15 protein-coding genes are annotated in these 17,440 nt (G+C 63.5%); 11 read left to right on the top strand and 4 right to left on the bottom strand.

All coding sequences use genetic code 11. The annotated features are described in order from the left end of the window. Positions 1-50: 50 nt before the first annotated feature. Entirely contained in the window at positions 51-722 is a 672-nt protein-coding gene (locus AC0NID_RS33330; RefSeq protein ID WP_145713435.1) for a FadR/GntR family transcriptional regulator, read from the bottom strand. A 206-nt stretch (positions 723-928) separates the two neighbouring features. Between AC0NID_RS33330 and AC0NID_RS33325 the strand changes: the two genes are divergently transcribed. From AC0NID_RS33325 to AC0NID_RS33275, 11 genes are all read left to right on the top strand, one after another. Further along, on the top strand, positions 929-1,807 hold the full coding sequence (locus AC0NID_RS33325; RefSeq protein WP_473456546.1) for a fumarylacetoacetate hydrolase family protein: 879 nt from the start codon (positions 929-931) through the stop codon (positions 1,805-1,807). Further along, the gene (locus AC0NID_RS33320) at positions 1,804-2,583 is read left to right on the top strand and encodes an alpha/beta fold hydrolase (protein WP_473456547.1); all 780 of its coding nucleotides are present in this window, start codon (positions 1,804-1,806) and stop codon (positions 2,581-2,583) included. The genes AC0NID_RS33325 and AC0NID_RS33320 overlap by 4 nt, the downstream gene beginning before the upstream one ends. Before the next feature lie 54 nt (positions 2,584-2,637). Then, complete coding sequence (locus AC0NID_RS33315; protein ID WP_473456548.1) at positions 2,638-3,978, top strand: metal-dependent hydrolase family protein; 1,341 nt, start codon at positions 2,638-2,640, stop codon at positions 3,976-3,978. Positions 3,979-4,025: 47 nt separating this feature from the next. Beyond that, positions 4,026-5,042, top strand: a complete 1,017-nt coding sequence (locus tag AC0NID_RS33310) for a branched-chain amino acid ABC transporter permease (RefSeq protein ID WP_473456624.1) — start codon at positions 4,026-4,028, stop codon at positions 5,040-5,042. Beyond that, a complete protein-coding gene (locus tag AC0NID_RS33305) occupies positions 5,039-6,085 on the top strand; it encodes a branched-chain amino acid ABC transporter permease (RefSeq protein ID WP_473456550.1) in 1,047 nt (348 codons plus the stop codon). Before AC0NID_RS33310 ends, AC0NID_RS33305 begins: the two co-directional genes overlap by 4 nt. Positions 6,086-6,120: 35 nt before the next feature. Continuing rightward, positions 6,121-7,365, top strand: coding sequence for an ABC transporter substrate-binding protein (locus tag AC0NID_RS33300; RefSeq protein WP_473456552.1), 1,245 nt, complete (start codon positions 6,121-6,123; stop codon positions 7,363-7,365). Positions 7,366-7,392: 27 nt separating this feature from the next. Continuing rightward, complete coding sequence (locus tag AC0NID_RS33295) at positions 7,393-8,178, top strand: ABC transporter ATP-binding protein (RefSeq protein WP_473456553.1); 786 nt, start codon at positions 7,393-7,395, stop codon at positions 8,176-8,178. Then, positions 8,171-10,399, top strand: a complete 2,229-nt coding sequence (locus AC0NID_RS33290) for a Tm-1-like ATP-binding domain-containing protein (protein ID WP_473456554.1) — start codon at positions 8,171-8,173, stop codon at positions 10,397-10,399. Before AC0NID_RS33295 ends, AC0NID_RS33290 begins: the two co-directional genes overlap by 8 nt. 79 nt (positions 10,400-10,478) lie before the next feature. Then, positions 10,479-12,665 carry a flotillin family protein gene (locus AC0NID_RS33285; protein ID WP_473456555.1) on the top strand — a complete coding sequence of 729 codons (2,187 nt, stop codon included), beginning with the start codon at positions 10,479-10,481 and terminating at the stop codon, positions 12,663-12,665. Positions 12,666-12,742: 77 nt separating this feature from the next. Then, entirely contained in the window at positions 12,743-13,180 is a 438-nt protein-coding gene (locus tag AC0NID_RS33280) for an SRPBCC family protein (RefSeq protein ID WP_473456557.1), read from the top strand. A 9-nt stretch (positions 13,181-13,189) separates the two neighbouring features. Further along, positions 13,190-14,704 (top strand): SRPBCC family protein, encoded by a 1,515-nt coding sequence (locus AC0NID_RS33275; RefSeq protein ID WP_473456558.1) that lies wholly within the window; start codon positions 13,190-13,192, stop codon positions 14,702-14,704. A gap of 4 nt (positions 14,705-14,708) precedes the next feature. Here AC0NID_RS33275 and AC0NID_RS33270 read toward each other — a convergent pair whose 3' ends face one another. Genes AC0NID_RS33270 through AC0NID_RS33260 form a run of 3 tightly spaced genes read right to left on the bottom strand, consistent with a single transcriptional unit; the run spans position 14,709 to position 17,412 of the window. Further along, on the bottom strand, positions 14,709-15,491 hold the full coding sequence (locus AC0NID_RS33270; RefSeq protein ID WP_473456559.1) for an ABC transporter permease: 783 nt from the start codon (positions 15,489-15,491) through the stop codon (positions 14,709-14,711). Then, a complete protein-coding gene (locus tag AC0NID_RS33265) occupies positions 15,488-16,354 on the bottom strand; it encodes an ABC transporter permease (protein ID WP_473456560.1) in 867 nt (288 codons plus the stop codon). The genes AC0NID_RS33270 and AC0NID_RS33265 overlap by 4 nt, the downstream gene beginning before the upstream one ends. Continuing rightward, the gene (locus AC0NID_RS33260; RefSeq protein ID WP_473456562.1) at positions 16,351-17,412 is read right to left on the bottom strand and encodes an ABC transporter ATP-binding protein; all 1,062 of its coding nucleotides are present in this window, start codon (positions 17,410-17,412) and stop codon (positions 16,351-16,353) included. The genes AC0NID_RS33265 and AC0NID_RS33260 overlap by 4 nt, the downstream gene beginning before the upstream one ends. Positions 17,413-17,440 lie beyond the last annotated feature (28 nt).

Genomic DNA, 17,440 nt, shown 5'->3' with positions numbered 1-17,440 from the left:
GTCGTGGTAATGCTATCTGGACTTGCGCGGAGAAGGACGGCCTTCAGAAATTACCGGCCAAGAAGGTTGCGTTCGACCGTTTTGAGGTGGGCAAGCATCGCTTGGTTGGCGCTTTCGGGATCACGATGCAGCAATGCGTCCAATATGGTCTGATGCTCGCTGCAATAGGTTTGCCGGCGTTCCTCCGAAAACGAACGTTTCTTCATTTCGAACCAGGGCGACTGGTTGCGGATCGTGCGCATGAGATTGTGAATCTCTTTCAGGAAATCATTGCGGCAGCATGCGAAAACGCGGTGATGGAACTCGGCGTCCCAATGTTCGAAGTTCGGCATGTCCTCGGCCTCGCATGCGGTCTGATGGGCTTCACGAACCGCGTTCAGTTCCGCCATGCTGGCATTGGTCGCGGCAAAGGCCGCCGCGGCCGGTTCCAGCAACTGCCTGATCTCCATCATGTCGGCAGGGCTGGTGCCCTCCATCCGCGCGACGGTCGCGGCGATGGAGTCCGGATTGGTTGCGGTCAGGAAGGTACCGCGCCCGACATGCCGCACAACCGTGCCGTCGTCCTCCAGGAAACCGACGGCACGACGCACTGTATTGCGCGCCACGCCGAATTCGACCGCCAGGTCGCGCTCGGGCGGCATCCGGCCGTCCTCAAGCCATTCCCCGGAGGAAATCCGCTTCTTGAGCATGACGGCGATGTCGTTGGCGACGAGCTTGGGCATTCGGCAGCGCTCTTTATCTGATCCAATGTTGGACCAATAATATCAGTCTCTGCACAGTTGGTCTAGCGCCTGAACAGATCCGGGCGGCAAAACTGTCGACTTTCTCCGGATTATCTCACAAAATGCTCTTGCAGCCTAAACCAATCGGCAGTAGCGTGTAACGAAAGAGCGGTTATTGGCTCATAAAAGGTTCAGGGAGAGACGGGATGAGGGTCGCGACATTTTCGATCGCAGGCGAACGTCGCGTGGGAATTGTCGACCTCGACAGCCAGTCGGTTGCTCCTTTCGACATTCCCGTCGAGCAGGCATTGTCGGGAGTGTTGGCGCTGTTGCGGCGGAACGGGGCCGGGATGCCGCGGACGCTTTCGCCGCTGCCGTTGGCGCAGGTCGAGCTCGAGGCGCCAATCCCGCTGCCTGCCCGCAACATTTTCTGCGTCGGCAAGAATTATTACGAGCATGCGCATGAATTTGCGCGCAGCGGTTTCGATTCAAGCGCCGGTTCCGGCGCCATTCCGCAGCACCCGATCATTTTCTCGAAAGTTCCGGAATCGGTCGTTGCAACGCATGCAAGCGTGCTGATCGACCCATCCGTGTCTACAGCGATCGATTATGAGGCGGAACTGGCCGTCATCATCGGCAAAGGTGGGCGCGGCATTTCGAAAGCGGACGCTTACGATCACGTCTGGGGCTACACCATCGTCAACGATGTCACCGCGCGCGACCTGCAGGGAAAATACAGCCAGTGGCTGATCGGCAAGTCGCAGGATACGTTTTGCCCGATGGGGCCGTGGGCGATTACCAAGGACGAGTTCGATCTGGAAAACGCTTCGGTGCGCTGTTTCGTCAATGACGACCTTCGCCAGAACTCAAAAATATCGCTGCTCATCTTCGATATTCCAACCATCATCTCGACGCTGTCGCAAGGCATCACCTTGAAGCCGGGCGACATCATCGCGACCGGAACGCCGGTTGGCGTCGGCATCGGCTTCGATCCGCCGAAATATCTCAAGGCCGGCGACCTTGTCCGGGTCGAGATCGACGGCATCGGCACGCTGGAGAACCGGATCGTGGAGCGGGTCCAATGACGACTGTTACCGTCGGCCAGGTTGTTGCGGAAGTCACCGGCGAAGGTCCCCCGGTCGTCATGATCCACGGCCTCGGTGGAACGTCGAACATGTTCCAGCCGCAGATGGAGGCGCTCTCGGCCTACCGGGTCATCCGCCTCGATCTGCCGGGTTCCGGGCGCTCGGCAAGGCCGCTCGAACCGCTCACCATCGAGGCGATGAGCAACGCCGTCATACGGGCAATGGAGGGCGTCGGCGTGACGCGGGCCCATTTCGTCGGCCATTCGATGGGCACGATCGTTTGCCAGCAGATTGCGGCAACGCAGCCGTCGCTGGTGAGTTCGCTGGCGCTGTTCGGCGCACTGGCCGAGCCGGCGGAGGCGACGCGGCAAGGCCTTGCCAACCGGGCGCGGCTTGCGCGCTCCGGCGGTATCGCCGACATCGCCGACCAGATTGTCGCCAATGCGCTGTCGGCGCATACCAGGCAAACCTCGCCCGCAGCCGTCGCCTTCGTGCGCGAATCCATCACCAGGCAGGATCCGGAATCCTACGCCCGCACCTGCGAAGCCCTGGCCAAGGCGACAGCCGTCGACAGCAGACGGATTTCGGCGCCGACCTTGCTGGTCACCGGCGACGCCGACACGGTCAACCCGATGAGCGTCGGCCAGGCGCTTGCCGACAGGATCAAGGGGGCCATATTCTCGTCTCTCGATCGGTGCGGACACTGGGCGACGGTGGAGTGCCCCCGCGAAAGCAGCCAGAAGCTCGCCGATTTTTTGAGACGCGTTGATAGGTGAGGATCGGAATTCGGGCGTAAAAACAGTACGCTCGCCAGTTTGGGAGGTTTTCTGATGGCAGACGACGGCTGGAACGGAAACGGTTCGGGCAACACGCTTTTCACCAATGTGCGTGTGCTCGATGCAACCGGGGAATATCCTTACACCGGCGAGGTGTTGGTTCAGGGTAACCGCATCAAGCAGATCACCAAGGGCTCGTCGCGCTTTGGCTCCTCGTCCGCGTCGTTGTCCTACGCTGGCGCGTCCGGGGGTGTTACGACGATCGACGGCATGGGCGCGACGCTGATGCCGGGCATGATCGACGCGCATCTGCATTTGTCCTGGAACAACGCGCCCGGCATCGACCCGATCCAGATGATGGAGCTCGAAGAGCACATGCTGGTCACCATGGAGATGGCCAAGCTGGTGCTCGATGCCGGATTCACGGCGGGCAGGGGAGCGGCGGCCGCCAAGCCGCGCCTCGACGTTGTCGCCAAGAAATTCATCAATCAGGGCCGTTTCCCGGGGCCGCGTTACCTCGCCGCCGGTCCGGAGATCACCACGGTCGGTGGCCTTGGCGATTCCGCGCCCTCGCACATTCCCCACGAAGGTCTCAATCTCGGCATCGTCGTCTCGGGACCTGAGGAAATCCGCCGCACGGTGCGCCAGCTGATCAAATACGGCGTCGATTCGATCAAGCTCAACCTGTCCGGCGAAAGCATCACCGGCATGGGCGCCGAAGAGACGCCGATGTCGGAGGAAGAGGTCGCCATGGCTGCCTCCGAGGCGCGCTGCCGCAACAAGGTGCTGTCGGCCCATGCCCGCTCGTCCGGTTCGGTCAAGCAGTGCATCCGCCACGGCATCCAGAACATTTACCACGCCTCGTTTGCCGACGAAGAATCGCTCGACATGCTCGAGGCGGCCAAGGACAAGCATTTCGTGGCGCCGGGCATCGCTTGGCTGATCAACACCGCGCGCCATGCCGAGCAATGGGGCATCAAGCCCGGATCGCCGCTGTCGCTCGAATACGAGCGCGAGCTCGAAATGTGCATCGACACGATGAAGAAGATGCATCGGCGCGGCATCCGCGTCTGCATCGGCGGCGACTACGGTTTTGCCTGGACGCCGCAAGGCACCAACGCCAAGGACATCCAGACTTTCGTCGAGATGCTCGGCTTCTCGCCGATGGAGGCAATCCAGGCCGCAACCAAGTATGGTGGCCAGATCATGGGCATGGGCGACGAGCTCGGGCTGATCAAGGAAGGCTACCTCGCCGACATCCTTTTGATCGACGGCGACCCGATTTCCGATGTGCGCATCCTGCAGGACAAGAACCGCATCCTCGCCATCATGAAGGACGGCAAGTTCCACAAGGCGCCACGCATGAACGAGCAGCGTCGCCGGCTGACCGCATGAGCATCCTCGACCAGCCACCGTCGACGTCCCAGCTATCCTCCTCGTCAATGGCGGGCGGCGGCATGACGCGCCGGCAGGCATGGGGCCTTTTCTGGCTGCTTGCCGCCGCGCTCGTCGCATGGCTGGTCTTCGCCGTCTGGCCGGATTGGCTGAACGCCATCCTGATCTCGAAGAAGGCGTTCGTCAGCGCCATCCTCAACGGGATCACGCTCGCCGGCCTCTATTTCCTGGTTGCCAGCGGCTTTACGCTGATCTTCGGGCTGATGCGCAACGTCAATCTTGCGCATGGCTCGCTCTATTTGCTTGGCGCCTATATCGGCTACGAAGTGGCGAACCGCACCGGCTATTGGCTGCTGGGCGTCGCCGCCGGCTTCATCGTTCTGGCGGCGGTCGGCGTCGTCATGCAGATCTTCGTCTTCCGTCGCCTGGAAGGCGACGATCTGCGCCAAACCCTGGTCAGCATCGGCATCTCGATCGTCGCGGCCGACCTGATGCTGGCGGTCTGGGCAGGCGGCACCTATCAGATCGCGGTGCCTGAATGGCTGGATGGCGCACTGACGCTGCCGGTGATCACCGCGGTGCGGTCGAACGGCGCATCGGTTTTCCTCACCTATCCACTCTACCGCCTTGTCGTGCTGGCGGCGGCGATCGTCATCGGCGTCGGTCTCTGGCTGATGCTGAACAAGACGCGCGTCGGCATGATGATCCGCGCCGGCGTTGACGACCGCGCCATGCTCTCGGCCTCCGGCGTCAATGTGCATGCGGTCTTTGCCATCGTCTTTGCCGTCGGTGCCGGGCTTGCCGGCTTTGCCGGCGTCGTCGGTGGTTCGGCGCTTTCGGTCGCGCCCGGCGAAGACGTCCGCTATTTGCTTGCCTCGCTCGTCGTTGTCATCGTCGGCGGCATGGGGTCGATATCAGGCGCTGCCATTGGCGCGCTGCTGATCGGCCTCGCCGAGCAGATCGGCCTTGTCTATTTCCCGACCTACGGCATCGTTCTCACCTTCGTCATCATGGTGGTGGCGCTGGCGGTCCGGCCGCAAGGCATCATGGGGAAAGCGCGATGAGCCTGACCCTCGCCACGGATGCGACGGCGCCCCAACAGACATGGCTGGAAAGGCTTGGCCCAGGTCACATCATCCTCGCCGTGGCCCTGGTCCTCTACCCGCTGGTGGCATCGGATTTCTTCCTGACGCAGATCGGCGGCTATTCGCTGATCTTCGGCATGCTCGCTTTGTCGCTGATGATGCTGGCAGGCTATGGCGGCATGGTCAGCCTGGCGCAGATCACCGTCGCCGGCATCGCCGCCTATGCCATCGCGATCCTCGGCAACAACAATTCGAACGTGCTCGGCCTGGGCTGGCCATGGTGGCTCGCGGTACCCTTCGCCGTGCTGGCGGCCGCGGTGGCATCTGCGCTGATCGGCTGGATCTCGGTGCGCACCGAAGGCATCTACACCATCATGATCACGCTGGCGATCGCCACCGCCACCTACTATTTCGCCCAGCAGAACTACGCGATTTTCAATGGCCATTCCGGCTACGCCGGCATCCATGCCCCTTCGTTCTGGGGCGTCAACTGGCGCGATCCGAAAGCCTTCTATTACCTCTGTCTCGTTTTTGCCGTCCTGTCCTATGCGGCCATACTCTACGGCGCCCGCTCCACCTTCGGCTTGACCTTGCAGGCGATTCGCGACAACCCGCGACGGATGCGCGCGCTTGGCTATGACGTCACCGCGCACAAGGTCTTTGCCTGGTTTCTCGCCGGCATCATCGCCGGCCTGGCTGGCGTGCTCCTGGTCTGGTTCAACGGTCGCGTTTCGCCCGGCACCATCGGCGTGGACGTGGCGATCGACGTGTTGATCATCGCCGTGATCGGCGGTTTGCGGCATCCGATCGGGCCTTTCCTCGGCGCGCTCGTCGTTGTCCTGATGCAGACCTTTGCCATCGATATTGTCGGGGCCGAACGTTTCAACACGCTGATCGGTCTGGTGTTTCTGGTGATCGTCTTCGTCTCGCCGGATGGAATTCTTGGGTTATGGGGGAGGATCAAACCGCATCTTGCCCAGGAGTCCTTGCGTTCCGGCCCCCTAGCGACCGGAATGGAATGAGCCACTGCGAAAATGTCAATCAAAGGGAGGAAAACATGAGAATACATCGACGCACACTGCTTGCGCTGGCACTTGCGACCGGGCTGACCGCGCCGTCGCTGGCGCTCGCTGCCGACGACACGATCAAGATCGGCGTGCTCGCGACCTTCGAGGGACCATTCACGGTACTCGGCGAGGACGGCGAACGCGGCGCGATGACGGCGGTCGAGGAAGTCGTAGGCAAGGTCGCCGGCAAGACAATCGAGATCGTCAAGGGTTCGTCCGACGCGTCGCCCGACAGCGCGGTGCGCGCGGCGCGCAAGCTGGTCGAGCAGGATGGCGTCAAGGTGCTGGTCGGCCCGCTTTCGGGTGACGAGGGCCTGGCCGTCAAGGACTATGCCAAGACCCAGCCGACCGTGACCTTCATCAACGGGACGTCGGCAGCGCAGGATACGACGCTGCGCAATCCGGCGGAAAACTTCTTCCGCTTCTCGACCGACGGCGCGCAGTGGATGGCCGGCCTCGGCACGTATGCGTTCAACGACAAGGGCTACAAGAAAGTCGCCACCGTCGCCGAGGATTATTCGTTTCCCTACACGCAGGTCTTCGGCTTCATGGCAGAATTCTGCAAGGCGGGCGGCAAGGTGCCGTCGAAATCCTGGGTGCCGATCGGCAACAAGGACTTCTCCTCGGTCATTGCCGCCATTCCAGACGATGTCGATGCGATCTATGTCGCGCTTGGCGGGGCCGACGCGGTCAACTTCCTGACCCAGTATCAGCAGGGCGGCGGCTCCGCGCCGCTGATCGGCGGCTCGATCACCGTCGACCAGACGGTGCTGACGTCGAAGGGCAAGCTGCGCGACGTGCTGGTTGGCACGCCGTCCGCCGGCCCGACCGCCGACACCAATGATGCGCCGGAATGGAAAGCGTTTGTCGAAGCCTACAAGAAGCAGCCGGGCGCCTTTCCCTCGCCCTCGCTCTTCGCCCATGGCTACTATGTCAACATGAAGGCGACCTTGCTTGCCCTCGAACAGGCCGGCGGCGATGTCTCCGACGGTGCCAAGCTGCGCGACGCACTCTCGAAACTGTCCTTCGACACGCCGACCGGCAAAGTCTCGCTCGACAAGAACCGCAATGCGATCGCCGATATCTACCTGACCGAGGTGACGGAAGGGGCAGACGGCAATCTCTTGAACAAGCTCGTCAAGGTCGTGTCGCAGGTCAATCAGACGCTCGGCATTCCGGAAGACGAGTTCATGAAGCTTGGTGCCGTCAGCCGCGACAATCCGAGCTGCCCGTAATCGGCCGTAACGCGGGAGCGATCGACAGTGGCCGAAAACGACGTGGCAGCCCGTTTGCAAGGAACCGGTGCGTATGCGCTGGAACTGGACGGCGTTGCGCGTCATTTCGGTGCGCTGGTGGCGCTCTCGGCCATCAATATGAGGATCGCGGCCGGCGAACGGCGCGCGATCCTCGGCTCCAACGGAGCCGGCAAGACCACGCTGTTCAATGCCGTGACCGGCGACTTTCTGCCGACATCAGGCCGCATCCGCTTTTTCGGCGAGGACATCACCGACCTGCCGCCGCATGAACGCATCCGGCGCGGCCTGAGGCGGACCTACCAGATTTCGCAACTGTTCAAGGGCCTGTCGGTTCTCGATTCCATCTTCCTGGCATGCCGGGGTGTGTCACGCCGGCGGTTCTCGTTGCTTCGGCCAAAAGCCACCGACGTCAACAGGGTGCAGGCGGAATCGATCCTGAACGCGGTGCATCTGGAAACATGGCGCGACGCTCTGGTGGCGACGCTCAGCCATGGCCAGCAGCGGCAGTTGGAGATTGCACTGGCGCTGGCCGGCGCGCCGCGCTTCATCCTGTTCGACGAACCGGCGGCGGGACTGTCGCCGACCGAGCGGCGCGATCTGGTGGCGATCCTCAACGGGCTGCCCAAGCACATCGGCTATGTTATCATCGAGCACGATCTCGACGTTGCGCTGCGTGTCTCGGAGTATGTTTCGATGATGCACAATGGCCGCCTGTTCAAGGAAGGCACGCCGCAGGAGATCGAGGCCGACCCGGAGGTCCAGGAAATCTATCTCGGAGGCAAGCATGGCTGAGCGCTCGGCTCCTCCCGCCCCAATATCTCCGTCCGGCAAGGCGGTCCTCAGAATAGAGGATCTGCAAGTCTATTACGGCGAAAGCCATGCGCTGCAGGGCGTGTCGCTGACGCTGGACAGCGGCGTGCTGTCGGTCGTCGGCCGCAACGGCATGGGCAAGACGACGCTCTGCAACACCATCGCCGGGCTGAAGCGCGCGCGCTCGGGCTCGATCCGGGTCGGCGGCCGCGAGGTTTCCGCACTCGAACCGCACGAGATCCATCGCCTCGGCGTCGGCTATGTGCCGCAGGGGCGTCGCGTCTGGCCCAGCCTGACGGTCGACGAGCACCTGCGCCTCGCGGCGGGCAACCGCCGTGATGCGAATTGGACGGCCGAGCGCGTCTACCAGATTTTTCCGCGTCTCGCCGAGCGCCGGGCCAATGGCGGTTCGCAGCTGTCGGGCGGCGAACAGCAGATGCTGGCGATCTCGCGCGCGCTGTTGAGCGATCCGAAACTGCTGGTCATGGACGAGCCGACGGAGGGGCTCGCTCCTGTCATCGTCGAGCAAGTCGAGCGTATGCTGGTGACGCTGGCCGAGGAAGGCGAGATGGCGATCCTCGTCATCGAGCAGAATATCGGCGTCGCCACTGCCGTGTCCGATCGCGTCGCCATCATGGTCAACGGGCGCATCAACCGGGTCATGGGCGCCGCGGCGCTTGCCGCCGACCGCGAACTGCAGCAGCGGCTGCTCGGCGTGGGCCGCCATTCCGACGAACCCACGGTCACGCCCGCGGCAGCGGCACAGGCTCAAGAACAACTGGCCGAGGTCTATCGCATCGACAGAGGTGCTTCGCGCAACACTGGTCCGCAGGACGGCCTCTACCATCCGGTGACCGAATTGCCGAACCGCTGGAATGTGCCGGTGACAGCCATGCGGCAGGCGGCGATCGAGAAGGCTTCGCCACAGGACGACTTGAAGAATGTCTTCGCCATTCCCTTCGCCGAACGCATCGGAAGGACCGTTCTGGTCGCTGGCACCTTCGACACCAAGGCAAAGGAATTGCGCTTCGTTGCCGACCGCCTGAAGTCCCTGGGCGTGCCGGTCCGCACCGTCGACCTGTCGACGTCCGGAAAGCCGTCGAGCGCCGACGTTCCCGCCATGCAGGTTGCCGGCCTGCACCCGCGAGGGTCGCCGGCCGTTTTTACCAATGATCGCGGCGGCTCGGTGAGCGCCATGGCGGAAGCCTTTGCGCGCTGGATCGAGCGCGAGCCGCGCATCGGCGGCGTCATTTCGGCCGGAGGTTCCGGCGGCACCACGCTGGCGACATCAGGCATGCGCGCGCTGCCCGTCGGCATCCCCAAACTGATGGTCTCGACGGTTGCCGCCGGTGACGTCGCAAAATATGTCGGCGGCGCCGACATCATGATGTTTCATTCGGTGGCAGACGTTCAAGGGCTGAACTCCATCACCGAACAGGTGCTTTCGAATGCCGCGCATGCGATGGCGGGCATGGTCGCACAGCTTCCCAATGCCGAGGCGTGGGAAGCCAAACGCAAGCTGGCGCGTCCGGCCGTCGGCATCACCATGTTCGGCGTCACCACGCCGGCTGTGCAGGCGGTGAGCAAGCGCCTTGAAGCGGACTATGACTGTCTCGTTTTCCACGCCACAGGCATCGGCGGGCGGGCCATGGAAAACCTGGGCGATTCCCGGCAGCTTTCGGCCTTCCTCGACCTGACCACGACGGAAGTGGCCGACATGATTGTCGGCGGCGTGTTCCCGGCGACCGAAGACCGCTTTGGCGCGGCGATCCGCACCGGCTTGCCCTATGTCGGCTCGACCGGCGCGCTGGACATGGTCAATTTCGGCCCACGCGACAGCGTGCCGGAGAAATTCAAAGGCCGCAGATTTGTCATCCATAATCCGAACGTCACCCTGATGCGGACCACGCGCGACGAGAACCGCGCCGTCGGCGAATGGATCGGCGCGCGGCTCAACGCAATGAACGGTCCGGTGCGGTTCCTGCTGCCGGAAGGCGGTGTGTCGATGCTGGACGCACCGGGCCAGCCGTTTCATGATCCGGAGGCCGACAATGCGCTGTTCGAGGCGATCGAGAAGACCGTTCGCCGGACCGCGCTGCGCCATGTCGATCGCGTTCGATCGAACATCAACGACACGTCTTTCGTCGACGCCGCGGTCAATGCGTTCCACGCGATCACGCCGAAACTGCAAAGGCGGGCGTGATGGCTTCGAGTGGGCGGGTTTATGGAATTGATGCCGGTCGCCTTTGGCTGACCGCATCCTGTTTGGGAGGGTAGAAAGAATGGCCGCGCAGACCTTTGGCGCTTTCCTTTTGTGGCTGATCATTGCCGCGATCGTCGTGGTGATCGCCGTCTATGTTCTTAGATGGCTTTATCGTCGGTCGACCAAGGAGACGGCCTTCGTGCGCACCGGCTTCATGGGCGAGAAGGTGGTGGTGAATGGCGGCGCCTTCGTCATTCCGGTGTTGCACGAGATCACACCGGTCAACATGAACGTCTTGCGCATCGAGGTGCGCCGCGAAGATGGTTTTGCACTGATCACCAAGAACCGTATGCGCGTCGATCTGATCGCCGAATTCTTCGTCCGTGTCGGAGCGAGCCGCGAACTCGTCGCGGCCGCCGCCCAGACGCTTGGCCGCCGCACGCTGCAGCCCGACAGCCTCCGCGAACTCTTGGAAGGCAAGTTCGCCGGCGCCATGCGCACCGTCGCGGCGCAGATGACGCTCGAGGAGATGCACGAACTGCGTGGCGACTACGCCGCCAAGGTCCGCCAGCTCGCCTCGGAATCACTCGCCGCCAACGGGCTCGAGCTGGAGAGTGTCGCCATCGTCGACCTCGACCAGACCAGCCTCGAATATTTCGACCCGTCCAACGCCTTCGATGCCGAAGGCCTGACCCAGCTCACCGAATCGATCGAGACGCGGCGCAGGATGCGCAACGAGATCGAGCAGCGCACGCTGGTCGATATCCGCAACCAGAACCTCGACACCCAGCGCAAGGTGCTGGAGATCGACCGCGACACCGAATATGCCCGCCTCGAACAGGAGCGCGAAGTCGAGATCCGCCGCGCTTCGCAGCGCTCGGAACTCGCCATCGAGCGCGCGCTGCGCGACCAGGAGTCGGAGCAGGCGCAACTGTCTTCGCGCGAAGCGGTCGAGAAATCGCGCCTCAACCAGGAGCGCAACATCACCGAGGAGCGGATCAAGAGCGAGGAGGACACGCAACGCCGCGAGATTGCCCGGCGCCGCGCGCTCGACGAGACGGAAATGAAAATGCGTGAACTGACCGAGCGCGAGCAGATCGCGCTCGAGCTTGCCTTGGAGAAGGCCCGCATAGAGCGCGAAGGCACACAGAGCCAACTGGAAATCGAGCGCAAGAAGGCCCTCGAAATTGCCGAGTTGGAGCGCCAGATCGCCTTGGCGGAAAAAGCGCTCGAGGTCACCAGGGCCGAGGCGGAAAGGCGCCGCGCCGAAATTGTCGAGAACCAGACGACCGAGACGGCCCGTATCGGGCAGGAGCGTGCCATCGACGAAGTGAGGATTGCACGGGAGCGCCATCTCGAAGCGCTGCAGATCGCCAAGCGCCAGGCTTTCGAGGAAGCCGAGATATCGGCCAGCGAAGAGGTCGAGCGCGCCCGCATCACCACCGAGCGCGGCATCGAGGAGGCCCGGCTGATCAAGGACCGCGACCTGCGTCAGCTTGGCGTCGACCGTGACCAGAAGATCGAGATCGCCGAAATCCAGAAGGCCATCGACATCGCCAAGAAGACGCAGGAGCGGTCCTCGGCGATCGCGGCGTCGGAAGCGGTCCGCGCCAAGGCCATCCAGGCCGAGGAACAGGCCTTCACCGCCCGCGAGCGCGAGATCGCCGAGCGCCGCAAGCTGACCGACCTGATCGGTGCGGCGCGGGAGGCCGAGCGCGAGGCCTTGCGCGTTACCGCGGCGGCCGATGCCGAGATGAAGGCGGCGAAGAGCCTTGCCGAAGCCCAGAAGATCGCCGCCGTTGCCTCGGCGGAAGCGGAGAAAATCCACGCCCTTGCCGCGGCCCAGCGCTACCAGGTCGACGCCGCCGGCCATCGCCAGCTCAACGAGGCCGACAACCTGCTTTCCAATGAGGCCCGCTCCGGGCGCCTGCGCGGCAAATTGCTGGACCACATGGAGGGCATCATCCGCGAAAGCGTCAAGCCGATGGAGAAGATCGAGGGTATCAAGATCCTGCATGTCGACGGCATCAATGGTGGTCCCGGCGGCAATCGCAACGTCACCGACGAAGTGATCGATTCGGCGCTGCGTTACCGGGTGCAGGCGCCGATGATCGACAACCTCATGAAGGAGATCGGCATCGAGGGCGGTTCGCTCGGACGGATGACCGACGTGCTGCGCGACGCCAAGGACATTTCGAGCCTGACCCGCGACAAGAAAGGCAAAGCCAAGGTCAGCAAGGATGACGATGACGATCGCGACCGCTGACTTGATCGTGCAGTCCATGCGGCTCGCAGGTGAATCGCGATACCTTGGTCGCATGTGTCATGCCGACGGTGCCTGAAATGACCAAGGTGTATGTTTCCTCGGTCATCCCCGCGCCGGCGGTGGAGGTCTGGAAAGTGGTCCGCGATTTCAACGCGCTGCCGGGCTGGACGCCGTTCGTCGCTGAGAGCCGCATCGAGCAGAATGCACAATCCGACCAGATCGGCTGCATACGCAATTTCGTGCTCAGGGATGGCGGCCGCATTCGCGAAAGATTGCTGGCGCTGTCCGACTACGACCTGTCCTGCAGCTACACGATCCTGGAAAGCCCGATGGCGGTGGAGAATTACATCGCCACGTTCTCGCTGACGCCGATCACGGACGGCAATTTGACCCTGGCCGAGTGGCAGGCGGAGTTCGACTGCGCGCCCGAACGCGAGGCGGCGCTGACACATCAGATCGGCACCGGCGTGTTCCAGGCGGCGCTCAGCGCGCTCAAGCAGCGCTTCGGGCGCTGACGCCTGCGGATGGTCCAGGTCCGCCAAAGTACCGTCATCGACGCGCCGATCGAACAGGTCTGGTCGATCCTGCGCGATTTCAATGGCCATGACCGCTGGCACCCGGCTATCGCGTTCAGCGAAATCGATGGCGGCGAACCGGTAGATGCGGTCGGGTCGGTGCGTCATTTCCGGCTGGCAGACGGCGGCGAATTGCGCGAACAGCTTCTGGCGCTGTCCGACAAGGACTTTCGGTTGAGCTATTGCCTGCTCGAAGCACCGCTGCCGCTGATGAACTATGTCGCTTCGATCCGGTTGAAGCCGGTGACCGACGGCAACGCCACTTTCTGGGAATGGCGTTCCGAATTCAATCCACCCGCGCATCGCCGCGAAGAATTGGTCAAGCTTGTCACCGAGGGCATCTATCAGGCTGGCTTCGAAGCCATCCGCAACCTTCTGCGTGAAGGGCCCGCAGCCTCACCTCTCCAGGCCAGATCGCCGGTCGTCGCTCCGGCACCGGCGGCAGCCGTGCCGCCGGTCGTTTCGACCATGTCTTCGGGCCAGACAGCGAAAACCCGGGCGATTCTGGTCGAGCGCTATGGCGGGCCGGAGGTGCTGCGGCTGAAGGACATCGCTCTGCCACCGCCCGCGCCGAACGAGGTGCAAATCCGTCATACGGTGATCGGGGTCAATTTCATCGACGTCTACTGCCGCACCGGCTATTTCGACCTTCTGCGACCGCCTGGCGTTCCCGGCATGGAGGCCGCCGGCGTCATCGAGGCGATTGGTTCGGAGGCTTCGGGCCTTTCGGCCGGCGACCGTGTCGCCTATGCCTGCCCGCCGGTCGGCGCCTATTGCGAGCGGCGCAACATGGCACCTGACCTGCTGGTTCGCCTCTCTGACGATATTCCAGACGAGACCGCCGCCGCCAGTCTGCTCAAAGGCGTCAGCGCAAGTTTCTTGCTGCACGACGTCCATGCGGTGCAGCCGGGCTCCGTCGTCCTCATCCACGCCGCCGCCGGCGGTATCGGTCAGCTTCTGGTGCAATGGACCCGCCATCTCGGCGCGACGGTCATTGCGACCGTATCCACCGACGACAAGGCGCGGATCGCCGAACGTCTCGGCGCCCATCATGTCATCGTCTATTCGCGCGAGAATTTCGCCGAGGCCGTCATGCGCCTGACCGGTGGCGCCGGGGCAGATGTCGCCTATGATGCGGTCGGCAACGACACGTTCGGCGGTTCCCTGGCGTCGCTCGGCATTCGCGGCCATCTCGTCAGTTTCGGCCAGGCCTCTGGACCGGTAGGAAATTGGGACATTGGCCGCTTCGCGTCAAAGTCGATCACCATATCGCGTCCCAACTACGCACATTACACCGACACGCCGGCAAAGCTTTCGCCGCACGTCGAACGTTTCTTCGCAGCGCTACGGCAAGGCGTCGTCAAGATCGAACCGCCCAGGCGCTACAGCCTGTCCAACGCCGGCGATGCTCACCGCGACCTCGAATCCAGGCGGACAACGGGTGCATTGGTGCTGGTGCCGTAACCCCTCAGAAGCGGTGGATGCGCAGCCCCAATACCTTCTCCGAGACGATCACCACGATCAGCGTCAGCACGATTGATACGGTCGAGACGGCTGCCGCTTCGGGCGTGAAATTGGTGCGCAGATAGTCGAAGAGCTGGATCGGCAGCGTCGACGTTCCGATCCCCTTCAGCATGAACGAGATGGTGAAGGTGTCGAAGGATATGATGAAGGCGAACAGCGCGCCGCCGATGACGCCGGGCTTGATCAGCGGCAGCATGATGCGCCGGAACCTGGTCAGGCGGCCGGCGCCCAGCGAGCGCGCCGCCATGTCCCAGGACGGATCGAAGCTTTCCAGCGAGGCCGAGACGTTGATGAAGACGAAGGGCAGCGTGATCAGCACATGGCCGGCGACCATGCCGATCATGGTCGTGGTGCCGATGCCGATCGCATAGACGAAGAACAGCAGCGCGATCGCCGTCAGCACTTCCGGCAGCAGCAGCGGCGCCAGCATGGCGATGCGCACCGCCTCCTTCCAGCGGCCGGCATGCTGGACGTAGTAGAGCGCGGCCATGGTGCCGATCACTCCCGAAATCACCGTCGCCACCGCTGCCACCCACAGTGAGGTGCGGATCGCGCGCATGAACACGTCGTTGTGGAAGAAGGTCACATACCAGCGCAGCGACAGGCCCTGTGGCGGGAACGTCAGGAAATTGCCGGCATTGAACGAGGCGCCGACGACCACCAGGATCGGCGCCAGCAGGAAGGCATAGACCAGCAGGCAGTAGAGCGTGAGCACCGGCCGCTTCATGGTCGCGCCACTTTCCATTTCATCCGCGTCAGCCGCGCGAAGATGACGACGCAGAGCGCACCGGTGACCGACAGCGCCAGCGCCAGCGCCGAACCCCACGGCCACTGGAACGTGTCGATCAGCGCATCGACGACGGTGACGGCCATGGTCTTGACCCGCAGCCCGCCGATCAGCGACGGCGTGACATAGGCGCTCAGCGACAAGACGAAGACGAGGATGCAGCCGGCCTGGATGCCAGGTGTGCACAGCGGCAGGACGATGCGGCGGAAGGCGGTGAAGCGCGACGCGCCGAGCGAGCGCGCCGCCGATTCCAGCGATGGGTCGACGCCCTGGATCGCCGCCATGATCGGCAGGATCATGAAAGGCAGGAAGACATGCACGAGCGCGATGACGATGCCGAGCGCGTTGTACATCAGCGGCAGCGGGCGATCGATCAGGCCCATGCCAGTCAGCGTGCGGTTGATGAGGCCGGCATTGCCCAGAAGGATCGTCCAGCCATAGGAGCGGATAACGATGCCGACGAGCAGTGGCGACAGCACCAGCCCATAGGCCAGGGCGCGAAAGCGCATGGCGCCGCGCGCCAATTGCCAGGCGACGGGAAAGCCGACGACGAGGCAGATGGCGGTGGTGATGAGGCCGATCCACAGTGTGTTGGCGACCTGGAGCAGATAGAAACTGTCGGCGAAGAACTTCGTGTAATTGCCTGTAGTGAAGCCCGGACCGTAGGGCGTGCCTTGCCCCGGCATGCGAAAACTCATCACCACGATGTTGAGATAGGGCAGGACCAGAAACACGCCGAGCAGCACCACCGCCGGCGCGATCAGGACCAGCGGCCCAAGGCGCTTGCGGCGCACCGGCGTCATTTTGCTGCCCCGAGCAGCCAGAACCCGTCCGCCGGCGCATGCACGCTGACGCGGTCGCCTTCGGCAATCCTGATGTTTGGAAAGGTCTGGACGTGCAGCGTCTCGCCCGAATCCAGTGCGATGCGGTAGTCGATGATACTGCCGGAATAATAGCGCGCCGTGACCTTGCCCTGCGCTCCGCCCTGGCCAGCGGGTTTGAGTTCGATCGCCTCCGGGCGAAGCGACAGCGTAACAGAGGTGCCCGGCGCGTGGTCCGCGCGGCTGTCGACGGCGACTTCACCAAAGCCGGACGCGACGCGGCTCTTGCCGGGTCCGGCCGCCCCAGTGATCGTGCCCTTGACCAGGTTCACCTGGCCGACGAACTGCGCCACTTCGAGGTTTTCGGGACGCTCATAGATGTCCGACGGCGCGCCGATCTGGGCGATGCGGCCGCCGAACATCACCACCACCCGGTCGGACATGGTCATCGCCTCGGCCTGGTCATGCGTGACATAGACGGTGGTGATGCCGACGCGGCGCTGCAGGTCGCGGATGAAGACGCGCATTTCCTCGCGCAGCTTGGCGTCAAGATTGGCGAGCGGCTCGTCGAGCAGCAGGATCTTCGGCTCGATGACCAGCGCGCGCGCAAGCGCCACACGCTGCTGCTGGCCGCCCGAAAGCTGGTTCGGATAGCGGTCGGAATAGCCGCCGAGCTGCACCATGTCGAGCACCTCAGCGATGCGGCTCAGCATCTCGGGCCTGGCGATCTTGCGCATCTCCAGCCCGAAGGCGAGGTTCTGGTCCACCGTCATATGCGGAAACAGCGCGTAGTTCTGGAAGACCATGCCGATGTCGCGTTTTTCGGCCGGCACGTTGACGACATCCTTGCCGTCGAAGCGGATCGCGCCTTCGCTCGCCTCCTCGAAGCCGGCGATCATCTTCAGCGTCGTCGTCTTGCCGCAGCCTGACGGACCGAGCAGCGAAATGAACTCGCCATCGGCGATGCGGATCGAGATGCCGTCGACCGCGCGTGCGCTGCCGAAGGTCTTGGTCAGCCGCTCGATGCTAACCTCGGTCATGAATGCTCCACTTCACAGGCGATCGGCC

This window comes from Mesorhizobium sp. WSM4821 (genome assembly GCF_055901555.1).
This window is presented reverse-complemented; position numbering and strand designations above follow the sequence as displayed.

Coding starts and splice junctions, on each gene's coding strand:
- AC0NID_RS33330 (WP_145713435.1), bottom strand. CDS start 722: ATGCCCAAGCTCGTCGCCAACGACATCGCCGTCATGCTCAAGAAGCGG.
- AC0NID_RS33325 (WP_473456546.1), top strand. CDS start 929: ATGAGGGTCGCGACATTTTCGATCGCAGGCGAACGTCGCGTGGGAATT.
- AC0NID_RS33320 (WP_473456547.1), top strand. CDS start 1,804: ATGACGACTGTTACCGTCGGCCAGGTTGTTGCGGAAGTCACCGGCGAA.
- AC0NID_RS33315 (WP_473456548.1), top strand. CDS start 2,638: ATGGCAGACGACGGCTGGAACGGAAACGGTTCGGGCAACACGCTTTTC.
- AC0NID_RS33310 (WP_473456624.1), top strand. CDS start 4,026: ATGGCGGGCGGCGGCATGACGCGCCGGCAGGCATGGGGCCTTTTCTGG.
- AC0NID_RS33305 (WP_473456550.1), top strand. CDS start 5,039: ATGAGCCTGACCCTCGCCACGGATGCGACGGCGCCCCAACAGACATGG.
- AC0NID_RS33300 (WP_473456552.1), top strand. CDS start 6,121: ATGAGAATACATCGACGCACACTGCTTGCGCTGGCACTTGCGACCGGG.
- AC0NID_RS33290 (WP_473456554.1), top strand. CDS start 8,171: ATGGCTGAGCGCTCGGCTCCTCCCGCCCCAATATCTCCGTCCGGCAAG.
- AC0NID_RS33285 (WP_473456555.1), top strand. CDS start 10,479: ATGGCCGCGCAGACCTTTGGCGCTTTCCTTTTGTGGCTGATCATTGCC.
- AC0NID_RS33280 (WP_473456557.1), top strand. CDS start 12,743: ATGACCAAGGTGTATGTTTCCTCGGTCATCCCCGCGCCGGCGGTGGAG.
- AC0NID_RS33275 (WP_473456558.1), top strand. CDS start 13,190: ATGGTCCAGGTCCGCCAAAGTACCGTCATCGACGCGCCGATCGAACAG.
- AC0NID_RS33270 (WP_473456559.1), bottom strand. CDS start 15,491: ATGAAGCGGCCGGTGCTCACGCTCTACTGCCTGCTGGTCTATGCCTTC.
- AC0NID_RS33265 (WP_473456560.1), bottom strand. CDS start 16,354: ATGACGCCGGTGCGCCGCAAGCGCCTTGGGCCGCTGGTCCTGATCGCG.
- AC0NID_RS33260 (WP_473456562.1), bottom strand. CDS start 17,412: ATGACCGAGGTTAGCATCGAGCGGCTGACCAAGACCTTCGGCAGCGCA.